This is a genomic window from Pseudomonas sp. 39004 (assembly GCF_028682155.1).
Taxonomy (GTDB): Bacteria; Pseudomonadota; Gammaproteobacteria; order Pseudomonadales; family Pseudomonadaceae; genus Aquipseudomonas; species Aquipseudomonas capeferrum.
In genome coordinates, this window is the sequence record NZ_JANIAG010000010.1 from 19,601 (window position 1) to 36,101 (window position 16,501).

General features: G+C 66.3%; 13 protein-coding genes. 10 read left to right on the forward strand and 3 right to left on the reverse strand.

Annotated features, from left to right (window positions below):
• Position 1: 1 nt before the first annotated feature.
• From NP534_RS03220 to NP534_RS03230, 3 genes are all read right to left on the reverse strand, one after another.
• Positions 2 to 2,101: a 3-hydroxyacyl-CoA dehydrogenase NAD-binding domain-containing protein gene (locus NP534_RS03220; RefSeq protein WP_274097754.1), complete on the reverse strand. Its 2,100-nt coding sequence runs from the start codon at positions 2,099 to 2,101 to the stop codon at positions 2 to 4.
• A gap of 84 nt (positions 2,102 to 2,185) precedes the next feature.
• Entirely contained in the window at positions 2,186 to 3,973 is a 1,788-nt protein-coding gene (locus tag NP534_RS03225) for an acyl-CoA dehydrogenase C-terminal domain-containing protein (RefSeq protein ID WP_274097755.1), read from the reverse strand.
• Between the two features lie 109 nt (positions 3,974 to 4,082).
• Positions 4,083 to 6,740: a LuxR C-terminal-related transcriptional regulator gene (locus NP534_RS03230; protein WP_274097756.1), complete on the reverse strand. Its 2,658-nt coding sequence runs from the start codon at positions 6,738 to 6,740 to the stop codon at positions 4,083 to 4,085.
• Between the two features lie 573 nt (positions 6,741 to 7,313).
• Between NP534_RS03230 and NP534_RS03235 the strand changes: the two genes are divergently transcribed.
• The 10 genes from NP534_RS03235 to NP534_RS03280 all read left to right on the forward strand — a co-directional run bounded on the left by NP534_RS03235 (position 7,314) and on the right by NP534_RS03280 (position 16,237).
• A complete protein-coding gene (locus NP534_RS03235; protein ID WP_274097757.1) occupies positions 7,314 to 8,363 on the forward strand; it encodes a phosphotransferase family protein in 1,050 nt (349 codons plus the stop codon).
• Positions 8,360 to 8,725, forward strand: coding sequence for a DUF6285 domain-containing protein (locus NP534_RS03240; RefSeq protein ID WP_274097758.1), 366 nt, complete (start codon positions 8,360 to 8,362; stop codon positions 8,723 to 8,725). Before NP534_RS03235 ends, NP534_RS03240 begins: the two co-directional genes overlap by 4 nt.
• Positions 8,718 to 9,428, forward strand: coding sequence for a histidine phosphatase family protein (locus tag NP534_RS03245; protein ID WP_274097759.1), 711 nt, complete (start codon positions 8,718 to 8,720; stop codon positions 9,426 to 9,428). The genes NP534_RS03240 and NP534_RS03245 overlap by 8 nt, the downstream gene beginning before the upstream one ends.
• Positions 9,429 to 9,449: 21 nt before the next feature.
• Positions 9,450 to 10,652, forward strand: a complete 1,203-nt coding sequence (locus NP534_RS03250) for an acyl-CoA dehydrogenase family protein (RefSeq protein ID WP_274097760.1) — start codon at positions 9,450 to 9,452, stop codon at positions 10,650 to 10,652.
• A 181-nt stretch (positions 10,653 to 10,833) separates the two neighbouring features.
• Complete coding sequence (locus NP534_RS03255; protein ID WP_274097761.1) at positions 10,834 to 11,814, forward strand: quinone oxidoreductase family protein; 981 nt, start codon at positions 10,834 to 10,836, stop codon at positions 11,812 to 11,814.
• Between the two features lie 12 nt (positions 11,815 to 11,826).
• A complete protein-coding gene (locus tag NP534_RS03260; protein ID WP_033698551.1) occupies positions 11,827 to 12,675 on the forward strand; it encodes a TauD/TfdA dioxygenase family protein in 849 nt (282 codons plus the stop codon).
• A 29-nt stretch (positions 12,676 to 12,704) separates the two neighbouring features.
• Positions 12,705 to 13,757 carry a 3-keto-5-aminohexanoate cleavage protein gene (locus tag NP534_RS03265; RefSeq protein ID WP_258713766.1) on the forward strand — a complete coding sequence of 351 codons (1,053 nt, stop codon included), beginning with the start codon at positions 12,705 to 12,707 and terminating at the stop codon, positions 13,755 to 13,757.
• 157 nt (positions 13,758 to 13,914) lie between these two features.
• Positions 13,915 to 15,249, forward strand: a complete 1,335-nt coding sequence (locus NP534_RS03270; RefSeq protein ID WP_258713765.1) for an MFS transporter — start codon at positions 13,915 to 13,917, stop codon at positions 15,247 to 15,249.
• Positions 15,246 to 15,914, forward strand: coding sequence for a DsbA family oxidoreductase (locus NP534_RS03275; RefSeq protein ID WP_274097762.1), 669 nt, complete (start codon positions 15,246 to 15,248; stop codon positions 15,912 to 15,914). Before NP534_RS03270 ends, NP534_RS03275 begins: the two co-directional genes overlap by 4 nt.
• Entirely contained in the window at positions 15,911 to 16,237 is a 327-nt protein-coding gene (locus NP534_RS03280; RefSeq protein WP_033698544.1) for a Rieske (2Fe-2S) protein, read from the forward strand. The genes NP534_RS03275 and NP534_RS03280 overlap by 4 nt, the downstream gene beginning before the upstream one ends.
• Positions 16,238 to 16,501: the final 264 nt, after the last annotated feature.

Below are 16,501 nucleotides of genomic sequence, written 5' to 3' on the forward strand. Positions count from 1 at the left end.
CTCAGTGGCCTTGCACGCGCAGCTTGCCGCTGCCGGCCAGGCGCCGTAGCAAGGGCGCTGGCTGCAGCCACAGTTGGCCATAGGCGCCGAGGCGCTCGCGCAGTTGCTCAATGCCTGCCAGCACGTTGTCCAGGCCCAGGTCGCGGGCATAGTGCAGCGGGCCGCCACGCCAGGCAGGGAAGCCGTAGCCGTTGGTCCAGACCAGGTCGATGTCGCCACTGCGCAAGGCGATGCCTTCGTCGAGCAGTTGCAGGCCTTCGTTGATCAGCATGAACAGGCAGCGGTCGTGGATTTCTGCGTCACTGATGCTGCGCCGGGTGATGCCCAGCTTGCCAGCCAGTCGCGCTGCGATCTGCACCACCTCGGGGTCTTCGATGCGCTCGCGGCCTTCGTAGCGGTAGAACCCGCGCCCGCTCTTCTGGCCGTGGCGGCCCAGGCTGTAGAGTTCGTCGGCCAGGCGGAAGTAGCTCGGGTCGTGGGCCAGTTCGTTGCGCCGCGCCTGCCGCACCAGGTAGCCCACGTCGATGCCGGCCAGGTCGTACATGGCGAATACCCCCATGGCCAGGCCCAGGTCGGTGAGCACCTTGTCCACCTGGGCCGGCGAGGCGCCTTCGAGCACCAGGCGATGGGCTTCGCGGGCGTAGGGTTCGAGCATGCGGTTGCCGATGAAGCCGAAGCACACGCCAGACACCACCGGCAGCTTGCCGATGCGCTTGGCGATTTTCAGCGTGGTGGCCAGTACGTCGGGCGCCGTGGCCCGGCCACGTACCACTTCGAGCAGGCGCATCACATGGGCCGGGCTGAAGAAGTGCAGGCCGACCACGTCTTGCGGGCGGCGGGTGCTGGCGGCGATGCGGTCGACATCCAGGGTCGAGGTGTTGCTGGCCAGGATCGCGCCGGGCTTGCACACCCGGTCGAGGGTGCGAAACACCGACTGCTTGATCGACAGGTCCTCGAATACTGCCTCGATCACCAGGTCAGCGTCAGCCAAGTCGGCATAGTCGAGGGTGCCTTGCAGCAGGCTCATGCGCTGTTCGAGTTGCGTGGGGGTGAGCTTGCCGCGGGTGATGCTGCTTTCGTAGTGTTTGCGGATCTGCGCCAGGCCACGGTCCAGCGCCTCGGGCTTGAGCTCCAGCAGGCGCACCGGCAGGCCCGCGTTGATGAAGTTCATGGCGATGCCGGCGCCCATGGTGCCGGCGCCGATCACGGCGACCTGAGCGATGCTGCGCAGCGCGGTGGCAGCGTCGATACCCGGCACCCGCAAAGCCTCGCGTTCGGCGAAGAACTGGTGACGCAGTGCCGTGGCCTGGGGGTCTTGCAGGGCTTCGCGGAACAGTGCTTGCTCGCGTGCCAGGCCCTCGGCCAAGGGCAGCTCGCAGGCGGCGCGCAGCGCTGCCAGCACCCGCAGCGGTGCCCGTTGGCCGGGTTTGCGTGCAGCCAGTTGCGCCGCGTGCGTGTCGAAGAAGTCATCGGCCAGGCCCTGTGACAGCGGCGCAGGCGTGAGCGCAGGGGCGGGGCGCGCGAGCTGCCTGCGGGCAAAGGCGCAGGCCTGTTCGAGCAGGTCTTGGCCGGGCTCTACCAGGTGGTCCACCAGGCCCAACGTCAGGCCCTGGCGGGCATCGATCGGCTCGCCGCCGAGCATCAGTGCCAGGGCGGGTGCCACGCCGATCAGCCGTGGCAGGCGCTGGGTACCCCCGGCACCGGGCAGCAGGCCCAGGCGCACCTCCGGCAAGCCCAGGCGGGCAGTGGCGCTGGCGACCCGGTGGCTGCAGGCCAGGGCCAGTTCCAGGCCGCCACCCAGGGCCACTCCGTCGAGCGCGGCGATCAGCGGTTTGCTGAAGCGGGCCAGATCATCGAGCAGTTGCGGCAGGGCGGGTTCCTGCCAGGTGCGTGGGCTGCCGAATTCGCTGATGTCGGCGCCGGCACTGAACGGCAGGTGGTGCCCATGCAGGATGATGGCCTTCACTTCAGGGTCGGCGGCGGCCCGTGTGCAAGCCTGCATCAGCGCCTGGCGCAGGCCGTGGCCGAGGGCATTGACCGGGGCGTTGCACAGGCCGATCAGGGCCAGTTGGTTGTCGCGACGGTAGTCGATCAGCTGCATGGGAACCTTCTTGTGAGTGTCCTGGAAAAACAGGTGGCGGCCCGGAGCCTTGGCCACCACCGAAAAAACCGCTGCCGTGCAAGGTCAGCGGGCGAAGGCGCTGTCGCTGATGCGCATCAGGTTGTCACTGCCGGTGCGGATCAGCGTTTCGTGCAGGCTTGCCCTGGGCAGCAGGCGCTGCAGGTAGAAGCGCGCGGTCTCGCGTTTGCCCTGGTAGAACGCGATGTCCTCGCTGCCGGCCGCCAGTGCCTGTTCGGCGACGCAGGCGGCACGCAACCACAAGTAGCCAATCAAGGTGTAGCCGCAGAGCATCAGGTAGTCGTACGCGCTGGCACCAACCAGGTTGGCATCCGTGGCGCTGGCGTCGCTCAGCCACTCGCTGACCTCGCGCCAGGCGATCACACGGTCGTGCAAAGCCTGGGCGAGGTCGGCCGACGCCGAAGTGGTGTGGATGAAGGTTTCGATTTCAGCCAGCAGTTCTGACAAGGCCTCGCCGCCATCGGCCAGTACCTTGCGGGTCAGCAGGTCGATGCCCTGGATGGTGTTGGTGCCTTCGTAGATCGCGGTGATGCGCACATCGCGGGCGATCTGCTCCATGCCCCATTCGCGGATGAAACCGTGGCCGCCAAATACCTGGATGCCCAGCTGCGCCGCCTCGTTGCCGGTCTCGGTCAGGAAGCCCTTGGCAATCGGCGTGAGCAGGGCCAACCGGCGTGCTGCCGCCTGGCGCACACCCGGGGTGGCGCCGTGGTGCAGCAGGTCGACGCCTTTGGCACAGGTGTAGGCGAGCATGCGACCGCCTTCGGCGTAGGCCTTCTGGGTCAGCAACATGCGCCGTACATCGGCGTGGCCGATGATCGGGTCGGCCGGCTGGTCGGCCCGCAGGCGCGGCGTGGTGCGCATCTGCAGGCGGTCGCGGGCATACGCCAGGGCCCCCTGGAACGAAGCTTCGGCGTGGGCTTGGGCTTGTTGTGATACGGCCAGCCGCGACTCGTTGATGTAGGTGAACATGGCGTTCAGGCCACGGTTGGCCTCGCCCAGCAGGTAACCGGTGGCGCCATCGAAATTGAGCACGCAGGTGGCGTTGCCGTGGATGCCCATCTTGTGCTCGATGGCGCCGCAGCTGACGCCGTTGGGTTGGCCCAGGTTACCGGCTTCATCCACCTGGCGCTTGGGCACGGCGAACAGCGAAATGCCTTTGACCCCCGCTGGCGCGCCTTCGATGCGTGCCAGCACCAGGTGCACGATGTTTTCCGTCAGGTCGTGCTCACCCGCCGAGATGAAGATCTTGCTGCCGTTGATGCGGTAGCTGCCGTCGGCCTCGGGCCGGGCGCTGGTGCGCAGCAGGCCGAGGTCCGAGCCGCAGTGGGCCTCGGTCAGGCACATGGTGCCGCTCCAGCGGCCGGCAATCATCGGCGGTAACAAACGCTGGCGCAGCGCCGCGTCGGCATGCTCGCTGAGGGTGCTGATGGCGCCACCGGTGAGGTTGCCGTACATACCCCAGGCGTGGTTGGCGCTGCAGACCATTTCGTGGTTGACGAAGCCCAGCGAGGGCGGCAGGCCCTGGCCGCCGTAGATGGGGTCCTTGTCCAGGCCCAACCAGCCATTGGCGGCGAAACGCTGGAAGGCATCGGCGAAGCCCGGCGGGGTGCTGACCTTGCCATCCTGCCATTGGCAACCGTGCTGGTCGCCGACGGCGTTGAGCGGCGCCAGTACCTGTTCGGCGAACTTGGCGCCTTCCTCGACGATGGCGGCGAAGGTGGCCGCGTCGGGGGCTTCGCAGCCGGCCAGCTGTTGATAGTGGCTGCTCAGGTCGAGCAGTTCCTGGGCAACGAAGGTGATATCGCGCAACGGGGCTTTGTAGCTGGGCATGCCGGACTCCTGGCTGGGTGGACTCGGCATGTTGTAGCAGGCAGGCCTGGGCGCCGCGTCCACCCCCCCGGTGGAATGGGGGGTGGAATCGGTGTTGCGCGGGGTGGAGTCAGTTCAGCAGTTGCAGTTCGCGTGCCGAACACAAGGCGCTGTCGCGGTCGACCACGTCGAGTTTGCGGAACAGGTTGTTGATGTGGGTCTTGACCGTGCTCAGGCTGATGAACATCGCTTCGGCGATCTGCCCGTTGCTCTGCCCACGTGCCATGCGTTGCAGCACCTCCAGCTCACGGCGTGACAATGGCACGATCAACGCGCTGTCGGCGTGCTCTCGGCCGGCCAGCAACGGGCGGAACAGGCTGTTGAGGCGTTCGCGTGGCGGTGCCGGGGCGGCCAGGGCCAGGCGTTCGCGAACCTGCGGCAGCAGCAGTTGGCGCAAGGCTTCGAGGAAGGCGTCGCCCTCGTACTGCAACAGTTGCCCGAAACCGTGCTGACACGCCAGTTGCAATGCTTGTTCCAGGCTGTGCAGGGCGTCGTCGTGGGCGCTGCGGTCCTGGTGCAGGGCCGCGTCGAGCAACAGGGTGTCGAGCAACAGCCGGCGGTTCAGCTGGGCCTGGGCCTGAGCCTGCAGTGTTGCCAGGATCTGCCGCGCCTTGTCCCGCTGCCCCAGGTGGCGCTGCACCCAGGCATAGGCCAGCCACTCCTCCGGCAGCAGTTGCTGGTCATACTGGCGGTTGCACCAGTGCCACTGGTCGAGCCAGCCGGGCAGGTAGTCCGTGTCGTTGTCGCGCAGCGCCAGGCGCGCCAGCCAGGCACCGGCCTGGCGATACAGGGTGAACAAGCGGTACTGCAGGGCCAGGCGCCGCACTTCGGCCCAGCGCGCCTTGGCCTGGCTGGTCTCGCCCAGCGCCCAGTGCAGGCAGGCCTGGTGGTGGAACACCCAGGGCAGCGCGGCGCTGTGCGGGAAACCCAGGGCCAGCACTTCGGCCTGGGCCAAGGCGTGGCGCGCCTGAGTCAGCTGGTTGGCCTGCAGCAGCGCCAGCCCTTTACCCAAGTGCCGGAACAGTTCGTAGAAACGCCCCGAACTGCCGGCGGCGGGCAGTTCGGCCATGTTCTGCAGGCGCGCCCAGGCCGCTTCGCTGGCACCTTGGGCCAGCTCGATCTGGCCCAGCAGCAGTTGCAGCAAGTTGGTGTAGCCGCTCAGGCCGAAGCCCTGCAACTCGACCAGGGCACGGCTGGCTTCGGCGTGGGCCGGTTGCAGTTGACCCAGGGCCGCCAGGCAGTTGGCCCGGTCGAAATACAGCACCGAACGCGCCGCGTTGTGTTGCCCGAACTGCTGCAGTGCCCGCGCCGCAAGGGCCAGGCCGTGCGCCAGGTTGCCGCCCAGGTAGGCCAGGCGGCTGCGCAGGAACATCACCGTCTGCTGTACCCGCTCGGGGTGCCGCGGCACTGCCTGGCGACGCTGCAGGGCGTACAGCTGGCGAAGGCATTGGCACGCCTGGGCGATATCATTGGTGACCATCACCGTGGAGGCTTCGGTCACCGCCAGGGTGAAGCTGTCGTTGCCGGCATGGCCGGCCACTTCGTCGAGCACATCGACCAGGGTGTTGACCTTGCCCTCGCGCAACAGCTCGAAGCCATGTCGGTCGACGATGCCGAGCACGGCATCCAGGTCTCTGGCCCGGCCGAACTGGTAGATCGCCTCGGTGTAGCGCCGCTGCACCAGCAGCCAGTTTGCCGCCTGGCGATGGAGCAGGCGCAGGCGCTGCGGGTCGCGTTGTTCGAGGCGCTGGTAGAGGCTGTTGCGCAGGGCAGGGTGGTAGCGGTATTCGGCGTGGCTGGCGTGCGGCACTTCGATGATCAGGTCCAGGCGCTGCAACTGGCGCAGCGCGGCCGCGACATCGGTGTCGGCGGCCAGTTCGCGGGCGAGGCCTGCATCGAACACCTGGGCCACGGCGGTGTGTTCGAGAAAACCGCGCAGCGCCGTGGGCAAGTGGCGCAGGCGTTCTTCTTCAAGAAACTGCCGGGCATGGGCATAGGCCTGGCGGGTGATCGGGCGCAGGTCGGCGGGTGGCTGGCCGGTACTGTGCAGTGCCTCGCGGTAGGCCTCGAACCAGAACAGCACGCCACTGGGCCAGCCCTCGCTGCCAGCGCGCAGTTGGTACAGCGCATCGCTGCCCAGCCTGACATCGCGGGCCAGTGCCAATTGCCGGGTTTCTTCGCTGTCCAGGGCCAGTTCACGGGCGCCCAGCAGCACCAGCCGACCGTTACGGCGCAGGTGGGCCAGCGGCAGTGGCGGCGGGCCTTCGCTGGCGGCAATCAGGCGCAGTGCCGCGGGCGGGTCGTGCAGCAGGGTGTCGAGGTAGTGCCAGGCCTGGGCGGCGTTGAGCAGGTGCAAGTCGTCGATCAGTAAGGTCACGGGTGCCTGGCGGGCTTCGAGGTCGGCCAGGATCTGGCTCCACAGCAGTTCGCCGTGGGGCGTGTCACGCGCTTGCGCGGGCAACTGCAGTGCTGCGTGCAGGTGCAGCAGCAGGGCCAGGGGCTGGTTCTCGGCACGGGTCAGGCGCAGCCAGGCGAAGGGGCCTGCCAGGCGGCGGGCGAACTGGCCAAGCAATGTGCTTTTGCCATAGCCCAAGGGCGCTTGCAGGAGGATGACAGCGCCGTCGTCCAGCGCACTGGTCAGCTGGTCGAGCAACCGTATGCGCAGTAGGCCCTTTGGGGGATCTGCGGGCGGGCGCAGCTGGTTCGGTTTGAGCGCGGGAAGGTGCATGGCAAGCAGTGCTCCGTCGGGTCAGCCAGACATCCTAGCCGAGGGGGCGCTTGGTGCGGGGGGAATTTTGGTTATTGGTCGGGGGGGCGGGTGGGTGAGGGGGCCGCAAGGCGCTTGGCTCAGGTGTTGAGGTGGGGCGTAAATCGAGCGCCGCCCGCGCGGCGCATCGCGAGCGAAGCTCGCTCCTACATCTGTTTCGGGCCAATTTCGCCTGTGAGATAGGCACGCGCCCCCTCGTTTGTACGACGCGATATTGGGGCGGACGCCAAGGGGGCGCGCGCCAATGCTTCAGGAATAACTGGCCCGAAACAGATGTAGGAGCGAGCTTCGCTCGCGATGCGCCGCGCGGGCGGCGCTCGATTTCATAGACGCTGAAAATTTCATGGCGAACATCCCCAATGCAACCCTGAACAACGGTCTCAAAAATGCAACGTCCCTGTTCAAACCTGCCAAGACCACCCCCCTCGAGGTAACGCCAACCCATTGATAAACAAGACTTAACTAAATATCAAAAAACCTGGCAGTCATCTTGCTATTGCCCTGTTCACCTACGAACAGCCAACCGGACCGCCTATGCCATCCCGTCACCACGCGCCGCAACCCAGCGCTCGCCTCGACATCGCCAGCGCCCATGCCCCACTGTCTACCTACCTGACTCAGCAATTCGACACCCCGCCAGTGCACATCACCCGCAGTGAACGATTGTCAGGCGGTGCCATCCAGGAAAACTGGCTACTCGAAGCCGATGTCGCCGGCAAGCCCCAGCGTTGGGTCCTGCGCACTGACGCGGTGTCCGCTGTGGCCGCCAGCCTGAGCCGCGCGCAAGAGTTCGCGGTGCTCAGCGCCGTTCACCAGGCCGGCGTCAAGGTGCCCAAGCCACTCTGGCTGTGCCAGGACGTGCAGGTGATCGGCCGCAGCTTCTTCATCATGCATGCCCTCGACGGCAATGCCAGCGGCCACCGCCTCACCCACGACCACGCCGCGCCTGAGGGCAACTCGGCGCTATGCCGGCAGTTGGGCGCCAACCTCGCGCGCCTGCATCAGTTGCGTCCGCCGCAACCGGCGCTGGCGTTTCTGCCCGCTGCAGCGCCTGACGCGGTGCAGGCCAGCGTCGATCAGTACCGTAGCTTTCTGGATGCCTTGCCAGGTAGCCACCCGACACTGGAGTGGGGCTTGCGCTGGTGCGAGCTGAACAAGCCTGCGCCCTTGCCCGCGTGCCTGATCCACCGCGACTACCGCACCGGCAACTACCTGGTCGAGGCCGGCGCGTTGACCGGCGTGCTGGATTGGGAGTTCGCCGGCTGGGGTGACCCGCGTGAAGACCTGGGCTGGTTCACCGCACGTTGCTGGCGGTTCGGCCGGCCGGACCTGGAGGCCGGCGGCGTCGGCCGCCTGGATGACCTGCTCGCCGGGTACAGCAGCGTGTCGGCGCTGGAACTGGACCGCCAGGCGCTGCGCTTTTGGCAAGTCATGGCCCACCTGCGCTGGGCAGTGATCGCCCTGCAGCAGGCTCAACGCCACGTGTCGGGCCAGCAACGTTCGCTGGAGCTGGCGTTGACCGGGCGGATGGTCAGTGAACTGGAACAGGAAATCATCTTGCTCACCCGTGGAGGCCACGCATGAACCAGCCCGATGCCCATGACCTGCTTGTGACGGCGCGCGAAGCCCTGCTCACGCACTTGCTGCCGGCGTTGCCGAAAGGGTTGCACTACGAAGGGCGGATGGTCGCCAGCGCCATGCTGATCGCCAGCCGCGAACTGGCGCAGGCAGCGGACTGTACCGAGGTCGAGCGCCAGGCCCTGGAGGCCTTGCTGGCACAGGGCGGCCAGGCAGTGACCGAGCTTGAGCAGGCCCGCGAGTGGCTAGCGCGGAACATTCGCCAAGGGGCCTACGATCAGCACGCTACGCGCTTGCTGGAGGCACTGCGGGCAATCAACCGGGCGCAGTTGAGCATCAGCAACCCCAAGGTGCTGGCCCATGACTGAATTGCCCGTACAGCGTCGCCGCTGCTATCTGGTTCGGCATGGCCATGTCGATTACTTCGACGCCGACGGCCGCCCACTCGACCCGCGCACTGTACCGTTGTCGGCGCAAGGCGTGGCCCAGGCCCAGGCGTTGGGCCGTGTGCTGGCGCACACTCGGTTCGACCGTGCGGTGTGTTCGGACTACCCGCGCACCCGCCAGACCCTCGACCAGCTGCTGGGCCACCGCGCCCTGGAGGTGGAACAGCGCGCCGCCTTGCGCGAGGTGCAGGCCGGCCGCCTGCGGGAAATCCCCCTGGATTGCCTGTCCCGCGAAGTGGCCCAGGCCTACCAAATGGCCGACCACCGCGGCGCTGCCTTTCTGCGCGGTGAACCCTGGGCGGCGTTCCAGCAACGGGTGCTGGACAGCTTTCAGCAATTGCTGGCCGAGCCCGGCTGGACATCGCTGCTGCTGGTCAGCCACGACGCCGTCAACCGCATCCTGCTGGCCTGGGCCAGCGGTGCCGGGCTGGGCGGGCTTGCCGCTTTCGAACAAGACCCTGCCTGCCTGAACATCGTCGATATCGACATGGCGGGCGCGCAGGTAACCCACGCGTGCATACGCACCCTCAACTACACCCCCTACGACCCCGGCAAGGCATCGATCGACAAGACCGTCATGGAGCAGTTGCATGCCGCCATCGACCCGCGTCGCCTGCACGCCTGAGCCTCTACAAGGAACCCCACCATGCATTTTGCCCTGCCAGCCGAACAGCTCGCCCTGCAAGCCAAAGTCCGGCACTTCATTGCCGAATCGGTACTGCCGATGGAGCATGACCCCCGCCAGACAGCCCATGGTCCATCGCCTGAGCTGCGCCAGACGCTGCTCGACAGGGCCCGCGAACACGGCCTGCTGACCCCGCATGCCTCGCGTGAAATGGGAGGCCTGGGTCTGAGCCATATCGAGAAGGCGATCATTTTCGAAGAGGCGGGCTATTCGCCACTGGGGCCCGTCGCCCTGAACATCCACGCGCCCGACGAAGGCAATATCCACCTGTTGGAACACGTGGCCACGGCGGCGCAGAAAGACCGCTGGCTGTGGCCACTGGTGCAGGGCCACATCCGCTCGTGCTTCGCCATGACCGAGCCGAGCCCAGGTGCCGGCTCCGATCCCTCGATGCTGACGACCCAGGCAGTGCGTGACGGTGACGACTACGTCATCAATGGCCAGAAGTGGTTCATCACCGGTGCCGAAGGCGCGCAGCTGGCGATCATCATGGCGCGCATGGAGGACGGTAGCGCGTCCATGTTCCTGACCGACACCGACCGCCCGGGCTTTATCCTGGAACGCATGATGGGCTCGCTGGACAGCTGCTTTGCCGGCGGCCATGCGGTGTTGCGCTTCGACAACCTGCGGGTGCCGGCCAGCGATGTGCTGGGCGAGGTGGGCAAAGGTTTCCGTTACGCCCAGGTGCGCCTGGCGCCGGCCCGCCTGACCCACTGCATGCGCTGGTTGGGCCAGGCCCGCCGCGCCCATGACGAGGCCTGCCACTATGCCAACCGGCGAATGTCGTTCGGCAAGCCGCTGGGCGAGCATCAGGGCGTGGGCTTCATGCTCGCCGACAACGAAATCGACCTGCATACCACGCGCCTGGCTATCTGGCATTGCGCCTGGGTACTGGACCAGGGCGAGCGTGGCAATTTCGAGTCGAGCATGGCCAAGGTGCTCAGCTCCGAGGCCATCTGGCGGGTGATCGACCGCTGCGTGCAGGTGCTGGGCGGGCAGGGCGTCACGGGCGAATCGATTGTCGAGCGGATCTTCCGTGATGCCCGTAGCTTCCGCATCTATGACGGCCCCAACGAAGTGCACCGAATGAGCCTGGCGAAGAAGATCCTCGCCCGTGCCGCCACGGGGGGCGGGCAATGTGTGCCCGCGAAAACAGCTACATGACCGGCCAGGCCATCGCCGTCGATGGTGCCCTTTCAGCGTTCTGAGCGCTTGTGCCATGCGCGCTGTCATCAACTGAAAAACCGTTGTCGTCCGATGATAAGCGCCGCTTGGCGCAACGGCCTAAATTGCCCTTCAACACGCGGTTTATCGGTTAACAAGAACGACAAGAAAGGAGATTGGCATGGCCAAAGCGGTACGTTTCTACGAAACCGGAGGGCCTGAGGTCCTGCGCTACGAAGACGTCGAAGTCGGCGAGCCGGGCCCTGGGCAGGTGCGCCTGCGCCACGTGGCGGTCGGCCTTAACTACGCCGACACTTATTTTCGCAACGGCACCTACCCGATCCCGCTGGCCAATGGCATGGGCGTGGAAGCGTCGGGTGTGGTGCAGTCGGTGGGCGAGGGCGTCAGCCATGTGGCTGTTGGCGACCGGGTGACCTACACCGGCTTTATCAACACCCTCGGCGCCTACAGCACCGAACGCCTGATCTCCGCAGCAGCACTGATCAAACTGCCGGAAACCCTGTCCTTCGAGACCGCCGCCGCCATGACCATGCGCGGCCTGACGGCGTCGTACCTGATGCGCCGCCTGTACGACTTCAAGCCGGGTGACAGCATCCTGCTGCACGCTGCGGCGGGCGGCGTCGGCCTGATCGTTTCGCAGTGGGCCAAACTGCTGGGCCTGACCGTGATCGGCACGGTGTCCACCGACGCCAAGGCCCAGGTGGCACGCGCCCATGGTTGCGACCACACCATCAACTACAGCCACGAGGATGTGGCCAGCCGCGTGCGTGAGCTGACCGACGGTGTGGGCGTCAACGTGGTCTTCGACAGCGTCGGCCGCAACACCTTCATGGGCTCGCTGGACTCGCTCAAGCGCCGCGGCCTGATGGTCTGCGTGGGCACTGCGTCCGGCCCCATCGAACCGTTCGACCCGCAGATCCTGGCGATCAAGGGGTCGCTGTTCATGACCCGGCCGGCCCTGGCCGACTATATCGCCGAGCCGGCGGAAAAAGCCCGCCTGGCCAGCGAGCTGTTCGACCATGTCAGCAGTGGCCGCATCCGCATCGAGATCAACCAGCACTACGCCCTGCAGGATGCGGTGCAGGCCCACCGTGACCTGGAGTCACGCAAGACCACGGGTTCGTCGATCTTCGTCATCTGAGGGGGCACTGCCATGCAAGTCGAACAACTGACCTGCGCCATCGGTGCCGAACTGGTGGGCGTCAGGCTGGCCGATGCCATTCATGATGACGGCCTGTTCGCCGAGATCCGCGCCCAACTGCTCAGGCACCGGGTGCTGTTCTTGCGTGACCAGGCCATCAGCCGCGCCGAGCATGTGGCCTTTGCCCGCCGCTTCGGCGAGCTGGAAGACCACCCGGTCGCCGGCAGCGACCCGGAGCACCCCGGCCTGGTGCAGATCTACAAGCGCCCCGATCAGCCGGCCGACCGCTATGAGAATGCCTGGCACACCGACGCCACCTGGCGCGAAGCGCCGCCGATGGGCTGCGTGCTGCGCTGCGTCGAATGCCCACCGGTAGGCGGCGACACCATGTGGGCGAACATGGTGCTGGCCTACGACAACCTGCCGGCCGAGATCAAGGCCAGGGTCGAAGGGCTGCGCGCCCGGCACAGCATCGAGGCCAGCTTTGGGGCGGCCATGCCGCTGGACAAGCGCCTTGCGCTCAAGGCGCGTTACCCCGACGCCGAGCACCCGGTGGTGCGCACCCACCCGGAAACCGGCGAGAAGGTGCTGTTCGTCAATGCCTTCGCCACCCATTTCAGCAATTACCACACCCCCGAACGTGTGCGTTTCGGCCAGGACGCCAACCCCGGTGCCGCCGACCTGCTGCGCTACCTGGTGAGCCAGGTGTACATCCCCGAGTATCAGGTGCGCTGGCGCTGGACACCCAACAGCATCGCCATCTGGGACAACCGTAGCACCCAGCATTACGCCGTCATGGACTACCCGGCCTGCCATCGCAAGATGGAGCGTGCCGGGATCATGGGCGACAGCACCTTCTGAACAGACAAGAACAAGACTGAGGATCAGACATGCAATTCTTCGACGACTCGCTGCACCCGGAAAACATGGAAAAGGTAGTCATCACCGTGGCGCCCTATGGCCCCGAGTGGATGCCGGATGATTTCCCGCAGGACATCCCGGTCACCATGGATGAGCAGGTGCAAAAGGCAGTCGACTGCTATGAAGCGGGCGCCACGGTGCTCCACCTGCACGTTCGCGAACTCGATGGCACCGGCTCCAAGCGCCTGTCCAAGTTCAACGAACTGATCGCTGGGGTCCGCGAAGCGGTACCGGACATGATCATCCAGGTGGGTGGCTCGATTTCCTTTGCGCCCGAAGGCGAAGGTGAAGCGGCCAAGTGGCTGAGCGACGACACCCGGCACATGCTGGCCGAGCTGACCCCCAAGCCGGACCAGGTGACGGTGGCGATCAACACCACCCAGATGAACATCATGGAGCTGCTGTACCCGGAGTACCTGGAAGGCACATCGCTGGCCAGCCCCGGGATCCAGGCCGCCTACAGTGAAATGACCGTGCCTGCGGGGCCGGCCTGGGTCGAAGAGCACTTGCGCCGCCTGCAGGCGAGCAACATCCAGCCGCACTTCCAGCTGACCGGCATGCATGCCCTGGAGACCCTCGAGCGCCTGGTGCGCAAGGGCGTTTACAAAGGCCCGCTGAACCTGACCTGGATCGGCATTGGTGGCGGCTTTGACGGCCCCAACCCGTTCAACTTCTTCAATTTCGTGCACCGGGCGCCGGACGGTTGCACCCTGACTGCGGAGTCGTTGCTCAAGAATGTGCTGCCGTTCAATACCATGGCCCTGGCCATGGGCCTGCACCCGCGCTGTGGCATCGAAGACACCATCATCGACCAGCACGGCAAGCCGTTCACCTCGGTGCAGCAGATTCAGCAGACCGTGCGCGTGGCGCACGAACTGGGGCGTGAGGTGGCCAGCGGCAAGGAAGCGCGCGCCATCTACCGCATCGGCGAGCAGTACGCGACCGTCGAGCAAACCTTGCTGGCCAACGGCATGGCGCCGAACCGCCGGCCAGGGCAGAAGGGCGTGCCACAGCGCGCGTGATGAATGAGCAGGGGCTTGTGGGAGCCGCTTGAGCAAGGCAGTTGCTCCCACATGTTTTTGCAGGGCCCATAGCGCGCTGTTGTTCTTCCAGTAGAACCTGATCGGCTGTTATCCATAACAACAAAAACAACCCAAGCCAGATACCCGAGGAGGCAGCATGGCCACCTACCACGCCAGTGCGTCAGAACCCGGCACTGATACATCACTGGGCATCCCCCGGCGCTACGCCTGGATCGTCTTTGCCCTGACCTTCGGTTTGTTGATCTCCGACTACATGTCGCGGCAAGTGCTGAATGCCGTGTTCCCCCTGCTGAAGCAGGAGTGGCAGCTCAGCGACAGCCAGCTCGGCCTGCTCAGTGGCATCGTTGCCTTGATGGTCGGCCTGCTGACCTTTCCGCTGTCCTTGCTCGCCGACCGCATCGGCCGGATCAAGAGCCTGACCTTCATGGCGGTGATGTGGAGCCTGGCCACGCTGGGCTGCGCTGTCGCCGAGAACTACCAGCAGATGTTCATCGCGCGCTTTCTGGTCGGCGTCGGCGAGGCCGCTTACGGCAGCGTCGGCATCGCCGTGGTGGTGGCGGTGTTCCCGCGCGAGATGCGCGCCACCCTGGCCGGCTCGTTCATGGCCGGTGGCATGTTCGGCTCGGTGCTGGGCATGGCGTTGGGCGGCGTGATGGCCCAGCACCTGGGCTGGCGCTGGGCGTTTGCCGGCATGGCGTTCTTTGGCCTGGCCCTGGCGGTGCTCTACCCGTTGATCGTGCGTGAGGCGCGCATTGCCCCGAGGGGCCTGGCCGATGCCGCCGACAAGGCTGCGCTGAAGGCATTGCGGCCGTTGCGCACGCTGTATTCCAGCCGTTCGGTCATCAGCGCCTACGTGGGCAGCGGCTTGCAGCTGTTCGTCGGCGGCACGGTGATCGTCTGGTTCCCCAGTTACCTGAACCGTTACTACGCCATGAGCACCGACCAGGCCGGCGCGGTGGCGGCGCTCATCGTGCTGTGCAGTGGGGTGGGCATCGTGCTGTGCGGCATGCTGTGCGACCGCATGGGGCGCAACCGCCCTGATCGCAAGATCAGCCTGGCCATCGCCTATTGCCTGGGCAGTTGCGTGCTGCTGTCGGTGGCCTTCGCCTTGCCGGCGGGCATGCCGCAGCTGGTGCTCATCTGCCTGGGCATGATGATAGCCGCCGGCACCAATGGCCCGTCCAGCGCCATGGTCGCCAACCTGACCCACTACACGGTGCATGGCACTGCCTTCGCCACCCTGACCTTGAGCAACAACTTGCTCGGCCTGGCCACCGGCCCGTTGATCACCGGCAAGGTGTCCGACCTGATCGGTTTGCAGGCCGCCTTTGAACTGGTGCCGTTGATCAGCATCGCCGCCGCGGCGGTGTTCTTCTACGCCAAGCGCCACTACCACCGTGACATGGCGCGCCTGGCCCTGGGCGAAAGCATGCCAGCGCCTGTCGAGCCTGTACTGGAGGCCCGAACGTGAACCCTTCATTGTCGATTGATGTGTACGTCGATTTCATCTGCCCGTGGTGCCTGATCGGCAAGCGGCAATTGCAGCGTGCGCTGGCGCAGTTGCGCGAAGCGCGGCCCGAGGTCGTGATCAACCTGGCTTGGCAGGGCGTGCAGTTGTTGCCCGACATGCCTGTGGCCGGCCAGCCGTTCGCCGCGTTCTACCAGCGCCGCCTGGGCAGTGACGAGGCGGTGCGCCAACGCCAGGCCCAGGTACAGGAGGCCGCCAGTGCGGTAGGTGAACAGCTCGATTTCAACCGCATTGCGCGCATGCCCAACACTGCAGACGCCCATCGCTTGCTGTTGCATGCCGCCGAGCTGGGCAGCGAGCAGCAGCTCGAAGCGCTGCTGGAGCGGCTGTTTGCAGCGTATTTCCGGCTGGGCGAAGACCTGGGCGACCGCGCCACGCTGTTGCGTATTGCCGAGCAGTGCGGTTTTGCGCCTGCCGCGATGGCCGGCAGCCTGCGCGGCGATGGCCGGCCGTTTGCCAGTGCCAGCGCGAACATCGCCAGCCGGGGTGTGCCGTGTTTCGTGTTCGACGATCATCTGCCCGTGTTCGGTGCGCAGCCGCCAGAGGCGTTGCTCGACGCCATGCAGCTGGCGCTGTCGCGTTCGGCAGCAGCGGGGGCCGGCGCATGACGCAGCGTATCGAGGTGCCGGCCCAGCGCGTGCCCACTGTCGGCGGGCGCGCGTTGTTCGAGCATGCAGGCAAAAGCCTGGCGCTGTTCAATATCGCCGGGCGTTTGCTGGCCATTGACGACAACTGCCCGCACCAAGGGTCGTCGCTGTGTGCCGGCCAGCTGGACGGTGGCGTTATCCAGTGCCGGGCCCATGGCCTGCGCTTCGACCTGGCCAGCGGCTACCTGCTCAATTCCACGGCGCTCAAGGTGGCCAGCTACCCCGTGGAGGTGGAGGGTGACCGGGTGTTCATCGTGATGGCCTGCCAGGAGACCCTGTCATGAACAGCCTGGCGCTTGCCCAGGCGACGGAGGCCAGGATGGCCTCGGCTTTTTTAGGTTTCTTCACGGAATGTTGGGGAAGTGCGGCTGGTATGTGCTTGTCGGGAGATAGGATGATGGCGGCTAGGTGCCTGTCTTGGGTTTGGAGGTGGGGCGGAGATCGAGCGCCGCCCGCGCGGCGCATCGCGAGCGCAGCTCGCTCCTACATTTGTTTCGGGCCAGTGAGGCCTGTGGCATTTGCGCGCGACCGCCTTGTCGGCACGACGC

Bases quoted from the DNA above. Each gene is read 5' to 3' on its own strand.
- NP534_RS03220 (WP_274097754.1), bottom strand. From the start codon at position 2,101: ATGCAGCTGATCGACTACCGTCGCGACAACCAACTGGCCCTGATCGGC.
- NP534_RS03225 (WP_274097755.1), bottom strand. From the start codon at position 3,973: ATGCCCAGCTACAAAGCCCCGTTGCGCGATATCACCTTCGTTGCCCAG.
- NP534_RS03230 (WP_274097756.1), bottom strand. From the start codon at position 6,740: ATGCACCTTCCCGCGCTCAAACCGAACCAGCTGCGCCCGCCCGCAGAT.
- NP534_RS03235 (WP_274097757.1), top strand. From the start codon at position 7,314: ATGCCATCCCGTCACCACGCGCCGCAACCCAGCGCTCGCCTCGACATC.
- NP534_RS03240 (WP_274097758.1), top strand. From the start codon at position 8,360: ATGAACCAGCCCGATGCCCATGACCTGCTTGTGACGGCGCGCGAAGCC.
- NP534_RS03245 (WP_274097759.1), top strand. From the start codon at position 8,718: ATGACTGAATTGCCCGTACAGCGTCGCCGCTGCTATCTGGTTCGGCAT.
- NP534_RS03250 (WP_274097760.1), top strand. From the start codon at position 9,450: ATGCATTTTGCCCTGCCAGCCGAACAGCTCGCCCTGCAAGCCAAAGTC.
- NP534_RS03255 (WP_274097761.1), top strand. From the start codon at position 10,834: ATGGCCAAAGCGGTACGTTTCTACGAAACCGGAGGGCCTGAGGTCCTG.
- NP534_RS03260 (WP_033698551.1), top strand. From the start codon at position 11,827: ATGCAAGTCGAACAACTGACCTGCGCCATCGGTGCCGAACTGGTGGGC.
- NP534_RS03265 (WP_258713766.1), top strand. From the start codon at position 12,705: ATGCAATTCTTCGACGACTCGCTGCACCCGGAAAACATGGAAAAGGTA.
- NP534_RS03270 (WP_258713765.1), top strand. From the start codon at position 13,915: ATGGCCACCTACCACGCCAGTGCGTCAGAACCCGGCACTGATACATCA.
- NP534_RS03280 (WP_033698544.1), top strand. From the start codon at position 15,911: ATGACGCAGCGTATCGAGGTGCCGGCCCAGCGCGTGCCCACTGTCGGC.